The organism is Actinomadura meridiana (assembly GCF_039537545.1).
Taxonomy (GTDB): Bacteria; Actinomycetota; Actinomycetes; order Streptosporangiales; family Streptosporangiaceae; genus Spirillospora; species Spirillospora meridiana.
Window position 1 is genome coordinate 201,112 of record NZ_BAABAS010000006.1, and the last position, 16,028, is coordinate 217,139.

15 protein-coding genes, 1 pseudogene and 2 riboswitches are annotated in these 16,028 nt (G+C 69.1%); of the genes and pseudogenes, 6 read left to right on the forward strand and 10 right to left on the reverse strand.

Translation table 11 applies throughout. The features are described from left to right. Nucleotides 1-30 precede the first annotated feature (30 nt). Nucleotides 31-168 carry a hypothetical protein gene (locus tag ABD808_RS14225; protein ID WP_344895859.1) on the forward strand — a complete coding sequence of 46 codons (138 nt, stop codon included), beginning with the start codon at nucleotides 31-33 and terminating at the stop codon, nucleotides 166-168. 261 nt (nucleotides 169-429) lie between these two features. Here ABD808_RS14225 and ABD808_RS14230 read toward each other — a convergent pair whose 3' ends face one another. After that, a complete protein-coding gene (locus ABD808_RS14230; protein ID WP_344895862.1) occupies nucleotides 430-918 on the reverse strand; it encodes a hypothetical protein in 489 nt (162 codons plus the stop codon). A gap of 805 nt (nucleotides 919-1,723) precedes the next feature. After that, nucleotides 1,724-2,572 carry a YbaB/EbfC family nucleoid-associated protein gene (locus ABD808_RS14235; RefSeq protein ID WP_344895865.1) on the reverse strand — a complete coding sequence of 283 codons (849 nt, stop codon included), beginning with the start codon at nucleotides 2,570-2,572 and terminating at the stop codon, nucleotides 1,724-1,726. Between the two features lie 472 nt (nucleotides 2,573-3,044). On the opposite strand from ABD808_RS14235, the pseudogene ABD808_RS14240 reads away from it, so the two are divergent. Beyond that, nucleotides 3,045-3,746, forward strand: a pseudogene (locus ABD808_RS14240) (thiolase family protein); the annotation flags it as partial. A gap of 20 nt (nucleotides 3,747-3,766) precedes the next feature. Further along, nucleotides 3,767-4,213, forward strand: a complete 447-nt coding sequence (locus tag ABD808_RS14245) for a winged helix-turn-helix transcriptional regulator (protein ID WP_344895868.1) — start codon at nucleotides 3,767-3,769, stop codon at nucleotides 4,211-4,213. Nucleotides 4,214-4,331: 118 nt separating this feature from the next. On the opposite strand, the gene ABD808_RS14250 is transcribed toward ABD808_RS14245, so the two are convergent. The 6 genes from ABD808_RS14250 to gcvT are packed head-to-tail and all read right to left on the reverse strand — an operon-like array spanning nucleotide 4,332 to nucleotide 9,203. Next, entirely contained in the window at nucleotides 4,332-4,718 is a 387-nt protein-coding gene (locus ABD808_RS14250; protein WP_344895871.1) for a type II toxin-antitoxin system death-on-curing family toxin, read from the reverse strand. Next, nucleotides 4,715-4,924, reverse strand: a complete 210-nt coding sequence (locus ABD808_RS14255) for a hypothetical protein (RefSeq protein ID WP_344895874.1) — start codon at nucleotides 4,922-4,924, stop codon at nucleotides 4,715-4,717. Before ABD808_RS14255 ends, ABD808_RS14250 begins: the two co-directional genes overlap by 4 nt. A gap of 26 nt (nucleotides 4,925-4,950) precedes the next feature. Continuing rightward, on the reverse strand, nucleotides 4,951-6,324 hold the full coding sequence (locus tag ABD808_RS14260; protein ID WP_344895877.1) for an L-serine ammonia-lyase: 1,374 nt from the start codon (nucleotides 6,322-6,324) through the stop codon (nucleotides 4,951-4,953). 55 nt (nucleotides 6,325-6,379) lie between these two features. Further along, entirely contained in the window at nucleotides 6,380-7,636 is a 1,257-nt protein-coding gene (locus ABD808_RS14265; RefSeq protein ID WP_344895880.1) for a serine hydroxymethyltransferase, read from the reverse strand. A 3-nt stretch (nucleotides 7,637-7,639) separates the two neighbouring features. Next, nucleotides 7,640-8,044, reverse strand: a complete 405-nt coding sequence (gcvH, locus tag ABD808_RS14270; protein ID WP_344895883.1) for a glycine cleavage system protein GcvH — start codon at nucleotides 8,042-8,044, stop codon at nucleotides 7,640-7,642. 55 nt (nucleotides 8,045-8,099) lie between these two features. Further along, on the reverse strand, nucleotides 8,100-9,203 hold the full coding sequence (gene gcvT / locus ABD808_RS14275) for a glycine cleavage system aminomethyltransferase GcvT (protein WP_344895886.1): 1,104 nt from the start codon (nucleotides 9,201-9,203) through the stop codon (nucleotides 8,100-8,102). A 66-nt stretch (nucleotides 9,204-9,269) separates the two neighbouring features. Then, nucleotides 9,270-9,365: riboswitch (glycine riboswitch) on the reverse strand. A gap of 1 nt (nucleotide 9,366) precedes the next feature. Further along, a riboswitch (glycine riboswitch) is annotated at nucleotides 9,367-9,462 on the reverse strand. A 323-nt stretch (nucleotides 9,463-9,785) separates the two neighbouring features. Between gcvT and ABD808_RS14280 the strand changes: the two genes are divergently transcribed. Next, the gene (locus ABD808_RS14280; protein WP_344895889.1) at nucleotides 9,786-11,087 is read left to right on the forward strand and encodes a M50 family metallopeptidase; all 1,302 of its coding nucleotides are present in this window, start codon (nucleotides 9,786-9,788) and stop codon (nucleotides 11,085-11,087) included. 61 nt (nucleotides 11,088-11,148) lie between these two features. On the opposite strand, the gene cds1 is transcribed toward ABD808_RS14280, so the two are convergent. Then, nucleotides 11,149-12,246 (reverse strand): L-cysteine desulfhydrase Cds1, encoded by a 1,098-nt coding sequence (gene cds1, locus ABD808_RS14285; protein WP_344895892.1) that lies wholly within the window; start codon nucleotides 12,244-12,246, stop codon nucleotides 11,149-11,151. 88 nt (nucleotides 12,247-12,334) lie between these two features. Here cds1 and ABD808_RS14290 point away from each other — a divergent pair, with 88 nt between their 5' ends. Beyond that, nucleotides 12,335-13,456, forward strand: coding sequence for a hypothetical protein (locus ABD808_RS14290; RefSeq protein ID WP_344895895.1), 1,122 nt, complete (start codon nucleotides 12,335-12,337; stop codon nucleotides 13,454-13,456). Nucleotides 13,457-13,543: 87 nt separating this feature from the next. Here ABD808_RS14290 and ABD808_RS14295 read toward each other — a convergent pair whose 3' ends face one another. Continuing rightward, nucleotides 13,544-15,070, reverse strand: coding sequence for an ATP-dependent DNA ligase (locus ABD808_RS14295; RefSeq protein ID WP_344895898.1), 1,527 nt, complete (start codon nucleotides 15,068-15,070; stop codon nucleotides 13,544-13,546). A gap of 121 nt (nucleotides 15,071-15,191) precedes the next feature. Here ABD808_RS14295 and ABD808_RS14300 point away from each other — a divergent pair, with 121 nt between their 5' ends. Then, nucleotides 15,192-15,935: a hypothetical protein gene (locus ABD808_RS14300; protein WP_344895901.1), complete on the forward strand. Its 744-nt coding sequence runs from the start codon at nucleotides 15,192-15,194 to the stop codon at nucleotides 15,933-15,935. Nucleotides 15,936-16,028: the final 93 nt, after the last annotated feature.

The following is a 16,028-nucleotide window of genomic DNA, read 5'->3' on the forward strand; positions in this document are numbered from 1 at the left end:
GACGGTGTAACGATATCGGGGGGAGTCGTGGTGAACGAGAAGCCGGAGAAGAAGGCCGACACGACCGGGAAGGAACGCGAGAAGCGTCCACCCGCCGAACCGGCCAAGCCCCAGAAGAAGAAGCCCGGCGACGCCGCCCGCAAGATGCGCGAGATGTTCAAGGGCTAGCGACGGGCCGTCGCTCCCAACCCTTACGAGCACTTTGGGGTCTATTGGCGGTCTTCGCCGACTATGGGGGCTATCGTCCGAAGTGAACCTGACGTCGAGGGCCATGAGGAGGCACGCTTGTCCGACCCTGCATTTTCGGGCGGCTCCGCCGAGGGGCGCTCCGACGTACGGAGGGAACAGACGGACCAGAGCATGGGCCCCTCCCGCTGAGCGGCCCGACGACCCGGGGCCACGGCACCAAGCCGCGGCCCCGGGTTCTGCTCACGCCTTGCCCAGCAACATGATCACTGGCAGCCCGAGCACCAGGACATAGGCGATGATCCAGCCGTAGATCATGATCAACGGATCGAGCAGGTTCCAGCGGTGACGCCGCGTGGCATGCAGACGGGGTGGCTTGGCGTCGGTTTTGACGCCGTTCCCAAACCCCGTACTGCCCGGCCTGTACGTCAGTTCCGTCGTTTCCGGTGACATGACGGTCCCGGACTGCCCGGCGGGGACGGGCCGGACGATCTCCCGCCCTTGAACCGCACGCATGGTGTAAGCCGGTTCGCGGAGGACGTACAGGGTCGTCCCCCATTCCGCCGCGACAGATTCCCCGTTCAGCGTGACGCTGGGCAGATACTCCTCGCGCTCCCGTCGACCGTTCTTGGCCCCGAACGGCCACACGTAGTGCACGACCAACTGGTGGGCGCCAGCTTCGCTTCGCAGGGGCCGCAGTGTGGGCCCGAACCATCCGGACTTGGAATCCATCGACGGCCCCCTATCCGACCAGAGCATTCATGGTGAAAAGAATGACGGCGGCCGCCAGCAGGACAAGACCGAGCCGGACGTTCCAGTTCCTCCGGCTGGCCTTCGGCGGAGGCACCGGACAAGAAATGACCAACGGCACGGCTGCGCCTGGTCGCACCCAAACCTGGACGATCCGCGTCCGCCCCCGCACGGCCTCGACGGAGAACGCCGCCGTTGCGCCACATCCCACCTGGATCGCCCTGACCCCGGGCTTGACCGGGACGTACCAACGCCCCCATCCGACGTCCAAGGGGCGGCCGTCCACCTGACACGACGGGGTCGGGGCCTCCTCCTCGGGAGGGCAGGTTTCCAGCATGAACCGAACGTCCAATGCCGACTCCCCGGGAACAGGAGCTGCTTCGTCCGACCCCTCGAGCCGTACCGGCATCAACATCGGCATCGCCAACCGGGTTGAGCGGTCTCGGGAACCCGCCGGGGCCCAGCTTGTTCCGGATGTCCTCCGGATCGCCTCCGCCGCCCGTGACACCCTGCCACGCCGGACCTGCCAGCTTGAGTGGGACGCTGGCGCCCAGACCGTAACCGAACTCTTTCAGCGCGGTGAGCGCGCGCTTGTTCTCCGCGGCGTGCCTGGCCAGGCGGCGCAGCAACGTGGAGAGGCGGATCAGCACGTTTCGAACCTTCTGGATCATCGCGGAGGCACGCTGAAAGGTGGCCGTGGCCCGGATGCCGGTCGCTCTCGCCGCACCGGCGGTGCTCGCACCGCCGGTGACCGGGGCGGCCGCCATGGCCGGGACCCAGATGGCGATCAGCGCCGCGGTATCTCCAGCACCTTCTTTGACAGCTCTTCGAGCTTCTGGCCGACGACCTCCCACTGGTTGCTCGCGTCGTCGATCTTCTCTGGATGGCCGGTGACATACGCCAGCGCATCCTCCAACGGCTGGATGACATCGATCAGGAACGTGAGGCCCCAACTCGCCAAGAAGGTCATCGGGGAGGCGTCCATCCTCAACGGCGCGAAGCCCGCCAGCCCCAGCGCCGAACCGAGAGCGTCGCCGGTGAACGAGGCCAGGTCGGCGAAATCCTTCTCCTCGAAGGCCTTCTGCACTCCCTTGCCAAGGGAGCTGATGACCGGCATGTCCTCAAGGGCGTCGAACCTGATCGGACCAGCCTCACTCAGAGACGGTGGACGTTCCGGCGTTATGGCCTTTCCCTTCGGGGCGTCGGCGAGGAGCTTCTCGACACTCTTGATTTTGTTGAGGATCTCGCGCGGATGCTCTTCCGGGTCTTCGAGTTCGATGTCGGGTAGGTGTGCGTTGACCATGTCCATCACGTCCACGCCCGACGGCGCGAGCGGTTGAACCAGATCGGCCATTTGCTGGTTGACCTGGACGGTGGCTGTCCGGATCATGGTGATGAGCGTGCTCGCGAGCCGTTCTGGCCCAAGCCGTAGTGCCTGCTGCTGGAACTCGATGTCCTGCACCGCTCCGCCGGGGCCCACTGTCACGGTTATGCTCCGGTCCTGCGACGTGGCCGAAACGCTCAGGTGCTCGATCTCCTCGCGGACACCTTTGTATTTCGCCATTCGATCGGTCAGTTCCTGGGCTACCGTTCGAAACGGTTCCCGATCGGCAGATTTTTGGACGTCGTCGCTCAAGATACTCCCTGTTTGTGCTGGAAGCGACAGATCTTCGGGTTCGCCTTGGCGTCTTCCGAATCGAGGGCCACCGGTTGGTGCGGTGTGTTCGCACCGGACGGGCGATGGCGGGGAACCGTGACTCGGGGGTCGGACTGAAGTCCGAGTGGGAGTCATTTCATCACGAAATGCATTTTCGCGCAAGCGTCCGTAAATACTCAGAGTCATGGATGCATTTGTCCAGATAGATGTCAGATCGGACGCCTCTGTTCGTCGAATCGGGTGCCACAAAAGGGGTCTGCGCCCTTGTCCTGAAGCTGCTCGATTCACTGTCGGTCGGTGGGTGGCGTGACGGGCGACACAGGGGTGGTGAGTTGTGTTTTCCAACTTACTGCTCGGATACTGAGGTGGTGAGTTGGAAAATCCAACGGAGATTGTCGTGCGGGATGCGGTGATCGTGGAGGCGGTGCGGACGCCGCTGGGGAAGGGGAAGGCGAGCGGGGTCGAGTCGATGTCCCGGGTGCCGATGGGGTCGAACGTGCTTCCCGGCAGCGACCCTTTCGGGACGATGTTCGCCGAGAGATACCCCGAAGGGATGGTCGGCCAGGGCATCAGTGCTGAGCTCATCGTCGCACGCGTGGGAACTGGCGCGTGAGGAGCTCGACGCCTACGCCTGTGAGTCGCATCGCCGCGCTGTCGAGGCCTGGCAGAACGGCGACTTCGCCCGTGAGGTCGCTTGGCCGGGGCAATGGGACGAAACCGTCCGGCCTGTCGTCCCTCAGGGTGGATCGTCGCCGGAGGGCCGTGCTGCCTCCCGGAGTGAAGCGTCTGCGGTGGGGCGGGAGTCGGCCGCGGTGGTGGGGGACGATCCGCTGCTGATGCTCACCGCGATCATTCCTGCGACCCGGAAGGTTCTGGAGCGGGGCGGGCTCGTTTTGGGTGATATTGACCTGTTCGAGGTGAACGAGGCGTTCGCTCCGGTCGTGTTGGCCTGGCGGCGTGAGATCGGCGCCGACCTGGCGCGGTCAATGTTCGCGGTGGCGCGATCGCGATCGGCCATCCGCTCGGGGCCAGCGGTGCGCGGCTCATGACGACGCTGCTGCACGCTCTCGAAGATCGGGGTGGACGCTTCGGCCTCCAGACCATGTGCGAGGCGGGAGGCCTGGCCAACGCGACCGTGATCGAGAGGCTGTGACGGGGGCTAGGCTGCCCGGTATGCCGAAGGACCCCGTCCCGCGCGAGTGTTCCATCGCCGACACCCTGGACCTCGTCGGCGAGCGCTGGAGCCTGCTCGTGGTCCGCGAGCTCAGCTACGGCGTGCGGCGCTTCGACCAGATCGTCCGGAACACGGGCGCGCCCCGCGACATCCTCACGTCCCGGCTCCGCAAGCTGGAGGCGCACGGCATCATCCGCCGGGAGCGCTACAACGACCATCCGGCCCGCTACGAGTACCACCTGACACCGGCGGGCGTGGAACTGTGCGACGTCCTTCTCGTGCTGATGCGGTGGGGCGACCGCCACCTGCATCCGGACGACCCGCCCGTCTACTGGCAGCACTCCTGCGGCCACACGATCAGCCCGATGGTCATCTGCCGCCACTGCGGCAACGAGGCCCGCCTCGGCGCCCACTCGCCCACCGGCCGCGGCGCCCAACCCTCCTGAACCACCCGCCGACTAACGTCCGGCGGCCAGCTGACCGCCAATTCGTGTGATTGGCTCATCCATGACCGCATGGCGAAGTCCTGATCGCGTGAACCGCGACCGGCGGTCCGGCCGATTCCTAATCTCTCGACCGAGGGACGACCTGGAGCGCGGCCGCGATCTCTTTGATCTCGATTTTCGAACAAGATGTGGCAATACGGATCACGAGGTTGAACGCTTCATCATCCGTGAGCCCCGGCTGCTTTCCGCGAAGGGCCAGCATGACTCTTGTGGCCGTCCACCCGGTGCGTTTGTTGCCATCGACGAAAGCGTGATTACAGATTATCGAATGGAGCAGAGCCGAGGCCTTTTCCTCCAACGTGCCGTACGCCTCGACACCGAAGGCGACAGTCCCAGGACGCATCGCCGACGAGTTGACAAGCCCGGCGTCCCGAACGGCGGCGGTGCCGCCCAAAACGGCGGCGTTGATCTCGATGAGGTCGTCCGCCGAGAGGTAGTGGATCACGCGTCGGCCAGCCGGCTGAGTAGACCGGCGTCCTCCGCCATGACCTGGGTCGTGATGGCCCGGACTTGTGCGCGGTGCCGCTGTGCCCGAGCCCAGTTGTCGACCGCCTGGACGATGGCGGCGTTGATGGACAGGTGTTCGGCCTCTGCCGCGTCGACCAGCAGGCTGTCGACCTCGTCTGGGATGCGGACGCTACGGGTAGTCATACCAAAATGGTAGCAGGTGCGGAGCGTCAGCATTCGATGACGTTGACGGCCAGGCCGCCTCGGCTTGTCTCCTTGTATTTGTCGAGCATGTCGCGGCCGGTGTCGCGCATGGTTCTGATGGCCTTGTCGAGGGAGACGAAGTGGCGGCCGTCGCCGCGTAGGGAGATGCGGGCGGCGCTGATGGCCTTGATGGCGCCGACGGCGTTGCGTTCGATGCAGGGGACCTGGACGAGGCCGCCGACCGGGTCGCAGGTGAGGCCGAGGTTGTGCTCGATGCCGATCTCGGCGGCGTTCTCGACCTGTTCGGGGGTGCCGCCGAGGACCTCGGCGAGTCCGGCGGCGGCCATCGAGCAGGCGGAGCCGACCTCGCCCTGGCAGCCGACCTCGGCGCCGGAGATGGAGGCGTTCTGCTTGAACAGGACGCCGATCGCGGCGGCGGTCAGCAGGAACCGGACGACGCCCTCGTCGTCGCAGCCGGGGACGAACCGGTCGTAGTAGTGCAGGACGGCGGGCACGATCCCCGCGGCGCCGTTGGTGGGGGCGGTGACGATGCGGCCCCCGGCGGCGTTCTCCTCGTTGACGGCGAGGGCGAAGAGGGTGACCCAGTCCATGGCGTGGAGCGGGTCGGACGCCTTCTCAGTAGAGAGTTGGCGGTGGAGTTGCGGGGCGCGGCGGCGGACCTTGAGGCCGCCGGGCAGGAGGCCCTCGCGGGTGCAGCCTCGGGTGACGCAGGCGCGCATCACGTCCCAGAGGGTGAGGAGCCCTTCGCGGATTTCCTCGGCGGAGCGGCCGAACGCCTTTTCGTTCTCCAGCATGAGGGCGGGGATGGAAAGGCCCGTTTCGCGGCAGTGGTCGAGGAGTTCGGCGGCCGTTTCGAACGGGTGAGGCAGGACGGTGTCGTCGGGTTTGATGCGGTCGGCGCCGGTGGCGTTCTCGTCCAGGACGAAACCGCCGCCGACGGAGTAGTAGACCTTGCTGCGCAGTTCGCCGCCGGAGGCGGTGAAGGCGGTGAAGCGCATTCCGTTGGGGTGGCCGGGAAGCGATTTCTTGCGTTCGAAGATGAGGTGTTCGTTGACCACGAAAGGGATGTCGTGGTCGTTGAACAGGTGGAGCGTTCCGCGGTCGCGGATCGTTTCCAGGCGTTCGTCGACGTGGTCGACGTCGACGAGTTCGGGTTTGTCGCCTTCGAGGCCGAGGATGACGGCCTTGTCGCTGCCGTGGCCCTTCCCGGTGAGGCCGAGGGAGCCGTAGAGGACGACCTGGACGTTCGCCGTCTTCTCCAGCAGCCCGTCGCGGTGCAGGCCGCGCGCGAAGCGGTGCGCGGCGGCCATCGGGCCACCGGTGTGGGACGACGAGGGCCCGATGCCGATTTTGAAAAGGTCGAAAACACTGATGGCCATGCGCGACCTCGCTGTAGCGATGCGCCCCCTCCGGCGTGGAGGGGGCGCGGTGACATCACAGGTCCGGATAGAGGGGATGCTTGTCCGCCAGGGCCTTCGCGCGGGCCGCCAGGGCGTCCCGGTCGTAGGACGGCTGGAGGGCCAGCGCGATGATGTCGGCGACCTCGGTGAAGTCGGCCGCGGTGAAGCCGCGGGTCGCGAGGGCGGGGGTGCCGATCCGCAGCCCGGACGTCACCATCGGCGGACGCGGGTCGTTGGGCACCGCGTTGCGGTTGACGGTGATGCCGATGTCGTGCAGGCGGTCCTCGGCGTCCCGTCCGGTGAGCTCGGAGTCGACGAGGTCGACGAGGACGAGGTGCACGTCCGTCCCGCCGGTCAGGACCTTCACCCCGGCCTTGGCGGAGTCGTCGGCGAGGAGGCGGGCGGCCAGGATCCGGGCGCCCTCCACGGTGCGGGCCTGCCGGTCGCGGAACTCGTCCGACCCGGCGATCTTGAGCGCGACCGCCTTGGCGGCGATGACGTGTTCCAGCGGTCCGCCCTGCATGCCGGGGAACACCGCGGAGTTGATCTTCTTGCCGTACTCCTCGCGGGCGAGGATCAGGCCGCCGCGCGGGCCGCCGAGCGTCTTGTGCGTGGTGGTCGTGACGATGTCGGCGTGCGGGACGGGCGACGGGTGCAGCCCCGCCGCGACCAGGCCCGCGAAGTGCGCCATGTCGACCATGAGCAGTGCCCCGACGGAGTCGGCGATCGTCCGGAACGCCGGGAAGTCGAGCTGGCGCGGGTACGCCGACCAGCCCGCCACGATCATCTTAGGCCGGTGCTCGGCGGCGAGCGCGGCGACCTCCGCCATGTCGACGAGGCCGTCCTCGGCGCGGACGTGGTAGGGCACCACGTTCAGCGTCTTGCCCGAGTAGTTCAGCCGCATCCCGTGGGTGAGGTGCCCGCCGTGCGCGAGGTCGAGGCCGAGGATCGTGTCGCCGTGCTGGAGCAGCGCGAAGTACACCGCCGTGTTGGCCTGCGCGCCACTGTGCGGCTGGACGTTCGCGTGTTCCGCGCCGAACAGCGCCTTGGCCCGGTCGATCGCGAGCTGCTCGGTGACGTCGACGTACTCGCAGCCGCCGTAGTAGCGCCTGCCGGGGTAGCCCTCGGCGTACTTGTTGGTCAGGACGGAGCCCTGCGCCTCAAGGACCGACGTCGGCGCGAAGTTCTCCGACGCGATCATTTCGAGGGTGGACTGCTGGCGCCGCAGTTCGGCGGCGACGGCCTCGGCGACCTCCGGGTCGGTCGCGGCGAGCGGGTCGTGCAGGCTCACCGGTCAGGCCTCCTCGATCAGCTTCTCGTAGGCGGCGGAGTCGAGCAGGTCGCCCGGCTCGTCCGAGATGCGGATCTTGAAGATCCAGCCCTCGCCGTACGGGTCGTCGTTGATGACCTTGGGCTCGTCCACCACCGCGCCGTTGATCGCGGTGACCTCGCCGCTGACGGGGGAGAAGATGTCGCTGACCGACTTGGTCGACTCGATCTCGCCGCAGGGGTCGCCCGCCTCGACGGTGTCGCCCTCCGACGGTTGCAGTTCGAGGTAGACGATCTCCCCGAGCGCGTCGGCGGCGTGCGCGGTGATGCCGATGGTGACGATGCCGTCCTCCGGTAGGGAGCCGGTGGGGCCGAGCCCGGACACCCACTCGTGTTCTTCGCTGTAGCGCAGTTGCTCCGGAACGCTCACGATCACTTCTCTCTCTTCATTGCGGGGAATGGTCGCTACACCCCCGGACACTTCTTCAGGGACGCTTGTAGAACGGCAGGGCGACCACGTCCACCGGCTCGGTCCGGCCGCGGACGTCCACGGCGAGGTTCGTCTCGTCGGTGCCGCTGTCCAGGTACGCCATGGCGATCGGCCTGCCCAGTGTGGGGGACGGGGCGCCGCTCGTCACGATCCCGCACGGCGTGCCGCCGGACGTGACGACCCGGTATCCCTTGCGCGGCGCGCGACGCCCCCGGGCCACCAGTCCCACGAGCTTACGGCCCGGTGGGGTCCGTTCCACCGCCGCCAGCGCCGACTTTCCAATGAAATCGCCGGGCTTGTCCAGCTTCACGACGCGGCCGAGGCCCGCCTCGAACGGCGTGGTGTCGGCGGTCAGCTCGTTGCCGTACAGGGGCATGCCCGCTTCGAGGCGGAGCGTGTCGCGTGCGGAGAGACCGGCGGGCACGACGCCGTCCACGCCTTCGAGTGCCTTCCACAGCGTGACGGCGTCGGACGCGTCCACGAACAGCTCGAAACCGTCCTCGCCGGTGTAGCCGGTGCGGGCGATGAGGGCGTCGACGTCCGCGACACGCCCGGAGAGGCTCGCGTAGTACTTGAGGTCGGCCAGCGGCGCGTCGGTGAACTCTTCGAGGATTCCCTGTGAACGCGGGCCCTGGAGGGCGATCAGCGCGTACGAGTCGGAGCGGTCGTCCAGGACGGCGTCGAAGCCCACGACCCGCTGCTCCAGCGCGTTCCGGACGACGGCGACGTTCGCCGCGTTCGCGACGATCATCCAGGTGGTGTCGGCCAGCCGGTAGACGATCAGGTCGTCGAGGACGCCGCCGTCCGGCCCGCAGACCATCGTGTAGCGGGCCTTGCCGACGGCCATCGGCGACAGCTTCCCGACCAGCGCGAAGTCGAGCGCGTCGCCCGCGCCGGGCCCCGTCAGGAAGATCTCTCCCATGTGCGACAGGTCGAACAGCCCGGCCCCGGTCCGGACGGCGTCGTGCTCGGCGGTCTCGCTCGCGTACCGCAGCGGCATCAGGTACCCGGCGAAGTCCACCAGGTTCGCGCCGAGGTCGATGTGGACGTCGTGCAGCGGCGTCTTCTTCGCGTTCTTCGCCATCGGATCGGCGGACATGGGTTCGGCTCCTTCGTCACGGGCGCACGTGGCCTATCGTTCCACGCGCGCGCCGGGCGTCTCGGTGCCTCCCCCTCTGTCATCGGCGCCTGAGAGCTTCACCCACCTGGTGGGCTTTCACCTTCGGCGGGGGATGGTCGGATCCCCGCTTTCCAGAGGTCGCCTCGCCCGCGCGGTCCGTTGGCCTGAGAGGTTCCGGGGAGGATTTGCTCCTTCGGCGTCCCACACCGGCTGCGAGGGACTCTCCCGCACGGGTTGTATCGGCGCCGTCAGCCTAGTGCAAAGTCATCAAGATCGGTTGAACCGGCACCCTCGCGCAACCACCCCAGCTCCCTCCGCAACCACGCGAGGCCCCAACCACTGCGATCGCGTCCGAAGGCTGGTTCGAGCCTGCGAGAACCAGATCGCGAAGCGAGCCGCTAGGCGAGTCGAGAGCGATGCAGCGATCGCATCGCGTTTCTCGACGATGGAGGCCCGCCAGGGCCGAAGGAGGAGAGAAATGCAATAAACACAGTACTCTGAGGTGATTGTTGGAGATCACCCCTCGGCCGCGCGGGGTGCACGACCGGAGGGGCAAGCCGGATGGCCTACCTGGCTGGAGCGTTCATCCTGTTCTTCGGCCTGCTGGTGTCCATCGCGCTGCACGAGCTCGGGCACTTCTCGTTCGCCAAGCTGTTCAAGGTGCGGACGACCCAGTTCATGGTCGGGTTCGGCCCGACGATGAAGTCGTGGCGGCGGGGCGAGACCGAGTACGGCGTCAAGTGGGTGCCGCTCGGCGGGTACATCCGCATGATCGGGATGCTGCCGCCGCGCAAGGGCGACGCCCCGAACCAGGTCCGGCAGGTCAGCACCGGGCCGTGGCAGGGCCTCATCGAGTCCGCGCGCGGCGCGGCGCTGGAGGAGGTCAGGCCCGGCGACGAGGATCGCGTCTTCTACGCCAAGAAGTGGTGGCAGAAGATGCTGATCATGATCGGCGGGCCCGCGATGAACCTGCTCCTCGCGGTGCTGTTCTTCGGCATCCTGCTGATGGGGCTCGGGACCGCCCAGGCGCAGCCGGTGATCGACCGGGTCGCCGAGTGCATCGTCCCGGCGAGCCAGTCGTCCGGGCTCACGGACTGCCCGGCCAAGGCGCCGCCGACTCCCGCCCAGCAGGTCGGGCTCAAGGCGGGCGACCGCATCACGACGTTCGACGGCCACAGGATCGACGACTATGACGACCTGCGGGTGCTGATCCGGGACGCGGGCGGCAAGACCGTCCCGATGACCGTCCGGCGCGGCGACCAGGACGTGAGGCTGAACGTCCCGATCACCCGCAACAAGATGCGCGACCTGGACGACGAGGACAAGATCGTCAACGTCGGCTTCCTCGGCATCACGCCCACCAGCGAGCTGGAGCGGCAGGGGCCGGGCGCCGTCGCGAGCACGATGGGCGACCTGACGACCCGCACGGCGGGCGCGCTGGTGCGGATGCCGCAGAAGATGGTCGGCGTGTGGAACGCCGCCTTCGGCGGCGACGAGCGTGACCCGAACGGCCCGATCGGCGTCGTCGGCGTCAGCCGCATCGGCGGCGAGGTCGCCGCCGACAAGGACTACAGCGGGACGGAGAAGGTCTCCTACTTCGTCATGCTGCTCGGGTCGCTGAACCTCGCGGTCGGGCTGTTCAACCTCGTCCCGCTGCTGCCCCTGGACGGCGGTCACATCGCCGGGGCCCTGCTGGAGGCGATCAAGAAGGCGTTCGCCCGGATCTTCCGCCGACCCGACCCCGGCTACGTGGACGTCGCCAAGGCCCTGCCGGTGACGTACGTGATGGCGGCCGTCCTCATCGTCATGGGCGGCCTGCTGATCTACGCCGACCTGTTCAACCCGGTGCGCGTCACCGGTTAGCCGGGCCCCGGGTCAGCCGGGGCCAGGGGTTGCCGGGGCCGGGGTCAGTCGAGCGCGGGGGTTAGTCGAGCGCGGGCAGTTCGCCGGTTTTCAGGAAGCCGGTCAGCGCGGCCAGGTAGGGCCCGATGTCGAGGCCCTGCGCGGCCAGCCAGGCGTCCGACCCGTAGGTGCCGGTGTAGCGTTCGCCGCCGTCGCAGATCAGCGTGACGACGCTGCCGCGCTCACCGTGCGCCCGCATCTGCGCGATCAGCTCCGCCGCGCCCCACATGTTCGTGCCGGTCGAGCCGCCGACGCTGCGGCCGCTGACCTCGCTCGTCCAGCGCATCGCCGCGATGGACGCCGCGTCCGGCACCTGGATCATCCGGTCGATGACCGTGGGCAGGAACGACGGCTCGACGCGCGGACGGCCGATGCCCTCGATCCGCGAACCGGCCGCCGTCCGCTCCGGGTCGCCGTCGGCGAACGAGCCGTGGAACGCCGAGCCCTCCGGGTCGACGACCGCGAGCCGCGTCTGGAACCGCCGGTACCGGGCGTAGCGGCCGATCGTCGCGGACGTCCCGCCGGTGCCCGCGCCGACCACGATCCAGGACGGCTCGGGGAACCGCTCCAGCCGCAACTGTTCGAAGATCGCCTCGGCGATGTTGTTGTTGCCGCGCCAGTCGGTGGCCCGTTCGGCGAACGTGAACTGGTCCATGAAGTGCCCGCCGCAGTCGGCCGCGAGCCGCCGCGACTCGGCGTAGATCGAGGACGGGTCGTCCACCAGATGGCAGCGGCCGCCGTAGAACTCGATGAGCTGGATCTTCTCCGGGCTAGTGGACGCGGGCATCACCGCGACGAACGGCAGCCCGAGCAGCCGCGCGAAGTACGCCTCCGACACCGCCGTCGACCCGCTGGACGCCTCGATGATCGTCGTGTCCTGCCGGATCCAGCCGTTCGCCAGCCCGTACAGGAACAGCGACCGCGCCAGCCGGTGCTTCAACGACCCCGTCGGGTGGACGGACTCGTCCTTCAGATACAGGTCGATGCCCCATTCCGGCGGCAGCGGGAAGACGTGCAGGTGCGTGTCGGCGCTGCGGTTGGCGTCGGCGTCGACCCGCCGGATGGCCTCGGCGATCCAGGCGCGGTAGCCGGGATCGCAGCGGTCCACGGTACGGCTCACGGCGGCCCTCCCCCCGATCGGTACTGATCACCCGCATCCCACGATATCCGTGCATGTCACCAGGCATGATGGAGGCAGCGGGGGGCAGATGATCGAGATGTTCGACGAACGCATCGTGGAGGCCGGGCGGTTGCCGCTGTTCGGCTTCTTCGTCGCGTTCATCGTCACGTTCGTGTTGACGCGGGTGAGCGTGCGGCTGATCCGCGCCGACGTGCGCTGGTTCCGGAACGTGACGTCCGGTGACGTGCACATTCACCATGTGGTGTTCGGCGTTGTGCTGATGCTGTCGGGCGGGGTCGCGAGCCTCGCCGTGCCGGACGGGCATGTCCGTCTCGACCTGCTCGCGGCCATGGTGTTCGGGATGGGGTCCGCGCTCGTGCTGGACGAGTTCGCGCTGATCCTGCACCTCAGCGACGTGTACTGGACGGAGAAGGGCCGCGCGTCCGTCGACGCCGTGTTCGTCGCCATCGCCGTGACGGGGCTGCTGCTGCTCGGCGTCCGCCCGTTCGGCTACGAGGGCACCGGGCTCGACCCCGGCGACGGCGGTCTCAGCGGCGTCTACGCCGGGTTCCTCATCGTCAACCTGCTCTTCGCCGTGCTCACGCTGCTCAAGGGCAAGATCTGGACCGGGCTGATCGGCCTGTTCGTCCCCGCGCTGCTGATCGTCGGCGTCATCCGGGTGGCGCGGCCCGCCTCGCCGTGGTCGCGCTGGCGCTATGACGAGGGGTCGCGCCGGTACCACCGGGCCGTCCGCCGCGAGAAGCAGCTCCGGCGTCCGCTCATCCGGGGCAAGATCTGGGTGCAGGAGTTCATCGCGGGCCGCCACGACCTCATCCCGCCGGAACTGTTGCAGCGCCGCGCGGAGGCCGCCGAACGCGCCCGCCGTCGCCTGCGCGGGAACCGGGCAACAGCCCGCGCGGAACGCCGCGCGACGGCCCGCGCGGAACGAAAGGCGGCCGCCCGCGCGGCCCGCGCCGCGCGCACCGACCGCGTCGGACGCGCCTCCCGGGGCGGCCGGAAGACCAGCGCTTGGGCGGACCGCCGAGCCGAGGCCCGCGAACGCCGCGGCGCCCTCTCCCGCGGCGGCGACGGAGGCGCCTCCCGCGTTCGCACACGCGCCGCGTCAAGACGACGAGCCCGCGACGCCCCGCCCAAAGAGGAACCACCCCCCGGCCCCTCACCCACAAGACCCGGCGACCGCGTCCGCTGACCAACGCCAACCCAGGACGTACACGACGGCGCCGCCGGGCGCGACGGCCCGCACGGTGCCGCCAAGCGTTCCGCCGGGGGCCGCTGATTAGGGTTCGTCTAGGACGGGGGCTGCGGCGCGGACGGTTTCGATGGTGTCGGCTTCGGAGGCCGCCTTGTCGGGGCGGTAGCGCAGGACGCGGGCGAATCGTAGGGCGATGCCGCCCGGGTAGCGGGGGCTGTGCTGGACGCCGTCGAACGCGATCTCGACGACCAGTTCGGGGCGGACGTGGACCGTCCAGTCGTCCTCGCGTACGGCCAGCTCGCGCAGGCGTCGCGTCTGCCAGGCCAGCAGTTCGTCGGTGAGGCCCTTGAACGTCTTGCCGAGCATCACGAAGCCGCCGGTGGCCGGGTCGCGGGCGCCGAGGTGCAGGTTGGACAGCAGGCCCTTTCGCCGCCCGTGGCCCCATTCGACGGCGAGGACGACCAGGTCGAGCGTGTGCCGGGGCTTGACCTTGATCCAGCCCGCGCCGCGCCGTCCGGCCGTGTAGGGCGTGTCCAGGGACTTGACCACCACGCCCTCGTGGCCGCGTGCGACGGCCTCGTCGAAGACCTCCTTGGCCCGCGCCGGGTCGCCGGTGACGACGCGCGGCATTCGTAGCCCTTCTGGCACGACGCGTCCAAGCGCGGCGTTCCGTTCAGCCCCTGGCGCGTCGAGCAGATCTGTCCCGTCGAGATGGAGTACGTCGAAGAGGAAGACGGCCAACGGCACGGTGTTCTTGGCGGTGCGGGTCGCGGTGCGCGCCGCCGTGACCTGGAAGGGGTGGGGGCGCCCGTCCGGGCGTAGTGCGATCAGCTCGCCGTCGAACACGGCGTCGCGGACGGGCAGTTCCCGCACCGCCGCCACGACCTCCGGCAGCCGGGAGGTGATCTCGTCCAGCGTGCGGGTGAACACCCGCACCTCGCCGCCGGTCACATGGATCTGCGCGCGGATGCCGTCGAGCTTCCACTCCACGGCCGCGTCGGCTTTGAGCTTGGCGAACGCCTCGTCGATGGACGGCGCGCTCGCCGCGAGCATCGGCTTGATCGGGCGTCCGACCTCCAGCGTGAACCGGCGCAGCCCCTCGACGCCCTCGCCCAGCGCCGCCGTGGCGACGGGGCCGAGCGCGCCGCGCAGCATCACGGCCCGCCGCACCTGCGCGGACGGCACCTCGGCCGCCGCCGCGACCGCCTCGGCCATCACCCCGTCCAGCGCGCCCTGTCGCAGCTCGCCCGCCAGCAGCCTGATCAGGAAGTCCTGCTCGGGACGGGTGGCGCGGCCGAGCAGCCCCGTGACCAGTTCGCGCCGCCGCGCGACCGACCCCGCCCCGGACACGCCGCCGATCTCGGTGAACGCCGCGTCGACCTCCGCGACGGTCAGCGACGGCTCGGCGGCGGGCGGCGGGACGTCGCGCAGCGCGGCGTACCCCACGCCGATCTGACGCTGCGGCAACTCGCCGGACAGGTAGGCGACCACGATCGCCGCCTCGCCGGGCCCGGCCGCGCGCAGGCACTCGGCGAGCGCCGCGACCTTGGCCTTCCGGCCCGAGGTGGCGGCCACCGCGGCCGACGTTCGGGTGATGTCCGCTATCAGCACTCCTTCATTCTGACCACGGGGACCGACAATCAACACCGGTCGGGGGCCTGGTCAGGTGCCGTCGGCCTCGTTACCGTGACGGGGGCGGACGGCTCGGCGACGGGGGAGTGAGGAGCGGGGCGTGGGACGTGGACGTCCGGTCGAACCGTTCCACCGGCCGTACTCGCCACCGGAGCCGCCCGCTCCGGCACGGCGTCCCAAGCGGTTCGTGCCGCTCGCGGTCGTCGCCGTCCTCGCCGTCGCCGGGGCCGCGCTCTACCTGCTGGTGCCCGGACGGGACGACCAGGACGCCGCCGTAAGGTCCGTTCCGGGGGGTGCGGGGGGTCGTCCCCCCACAAGTGATCGCTCAGCCCCGGCCAGGGCACGGATCGTCGAAACGCTTCCACCACCATGCGGGATGGTGTCGCAGGCCACCGTCGACCGCGTCGTGCCCAAGGCGACGCGACGCGAGAACGCGAACTCGACGCTCTCCACATGTACGTACGCCTCGGCAGGGTCGTATCCGTGGCTGCGCGTGGAAGCGCACCTGTACGCGCCCGCCGACACCCCGACACCGGTAGAGGACGCCGAGAGCTACTACAACGCGCAATGGGCGCAGGCCGGTGACGCCCCGTTCGTCCGGACGGTCACCCTGGAGCGGCAGCGGGGCATCGGCGACGAGGCGTACGGCTGGTCCCGCGCCGACAAGGGGAGCCCGACCGTGGTCGGGCAGCTCACCGCCCGGGTCAGGAACGCGGTCTTCACGGTCAGCTACAGCGAGCGGGCGCCCGGCGACAGGGGCGCGCAGGACGGCCGGGCGCGGGCGTGTCTCGGCACCGTCACGGCCGTCGCCCGGGAAGTGCTGACCGCGCTAACTCATTTCTGACCTGAATCGGCCGATCATGGCATATTCCCTGTCAACAGCTTCTAAGGTGTTCGGGTAAAGGGGAGGGAGTGCGCCGATCATGCTCCCGGGACC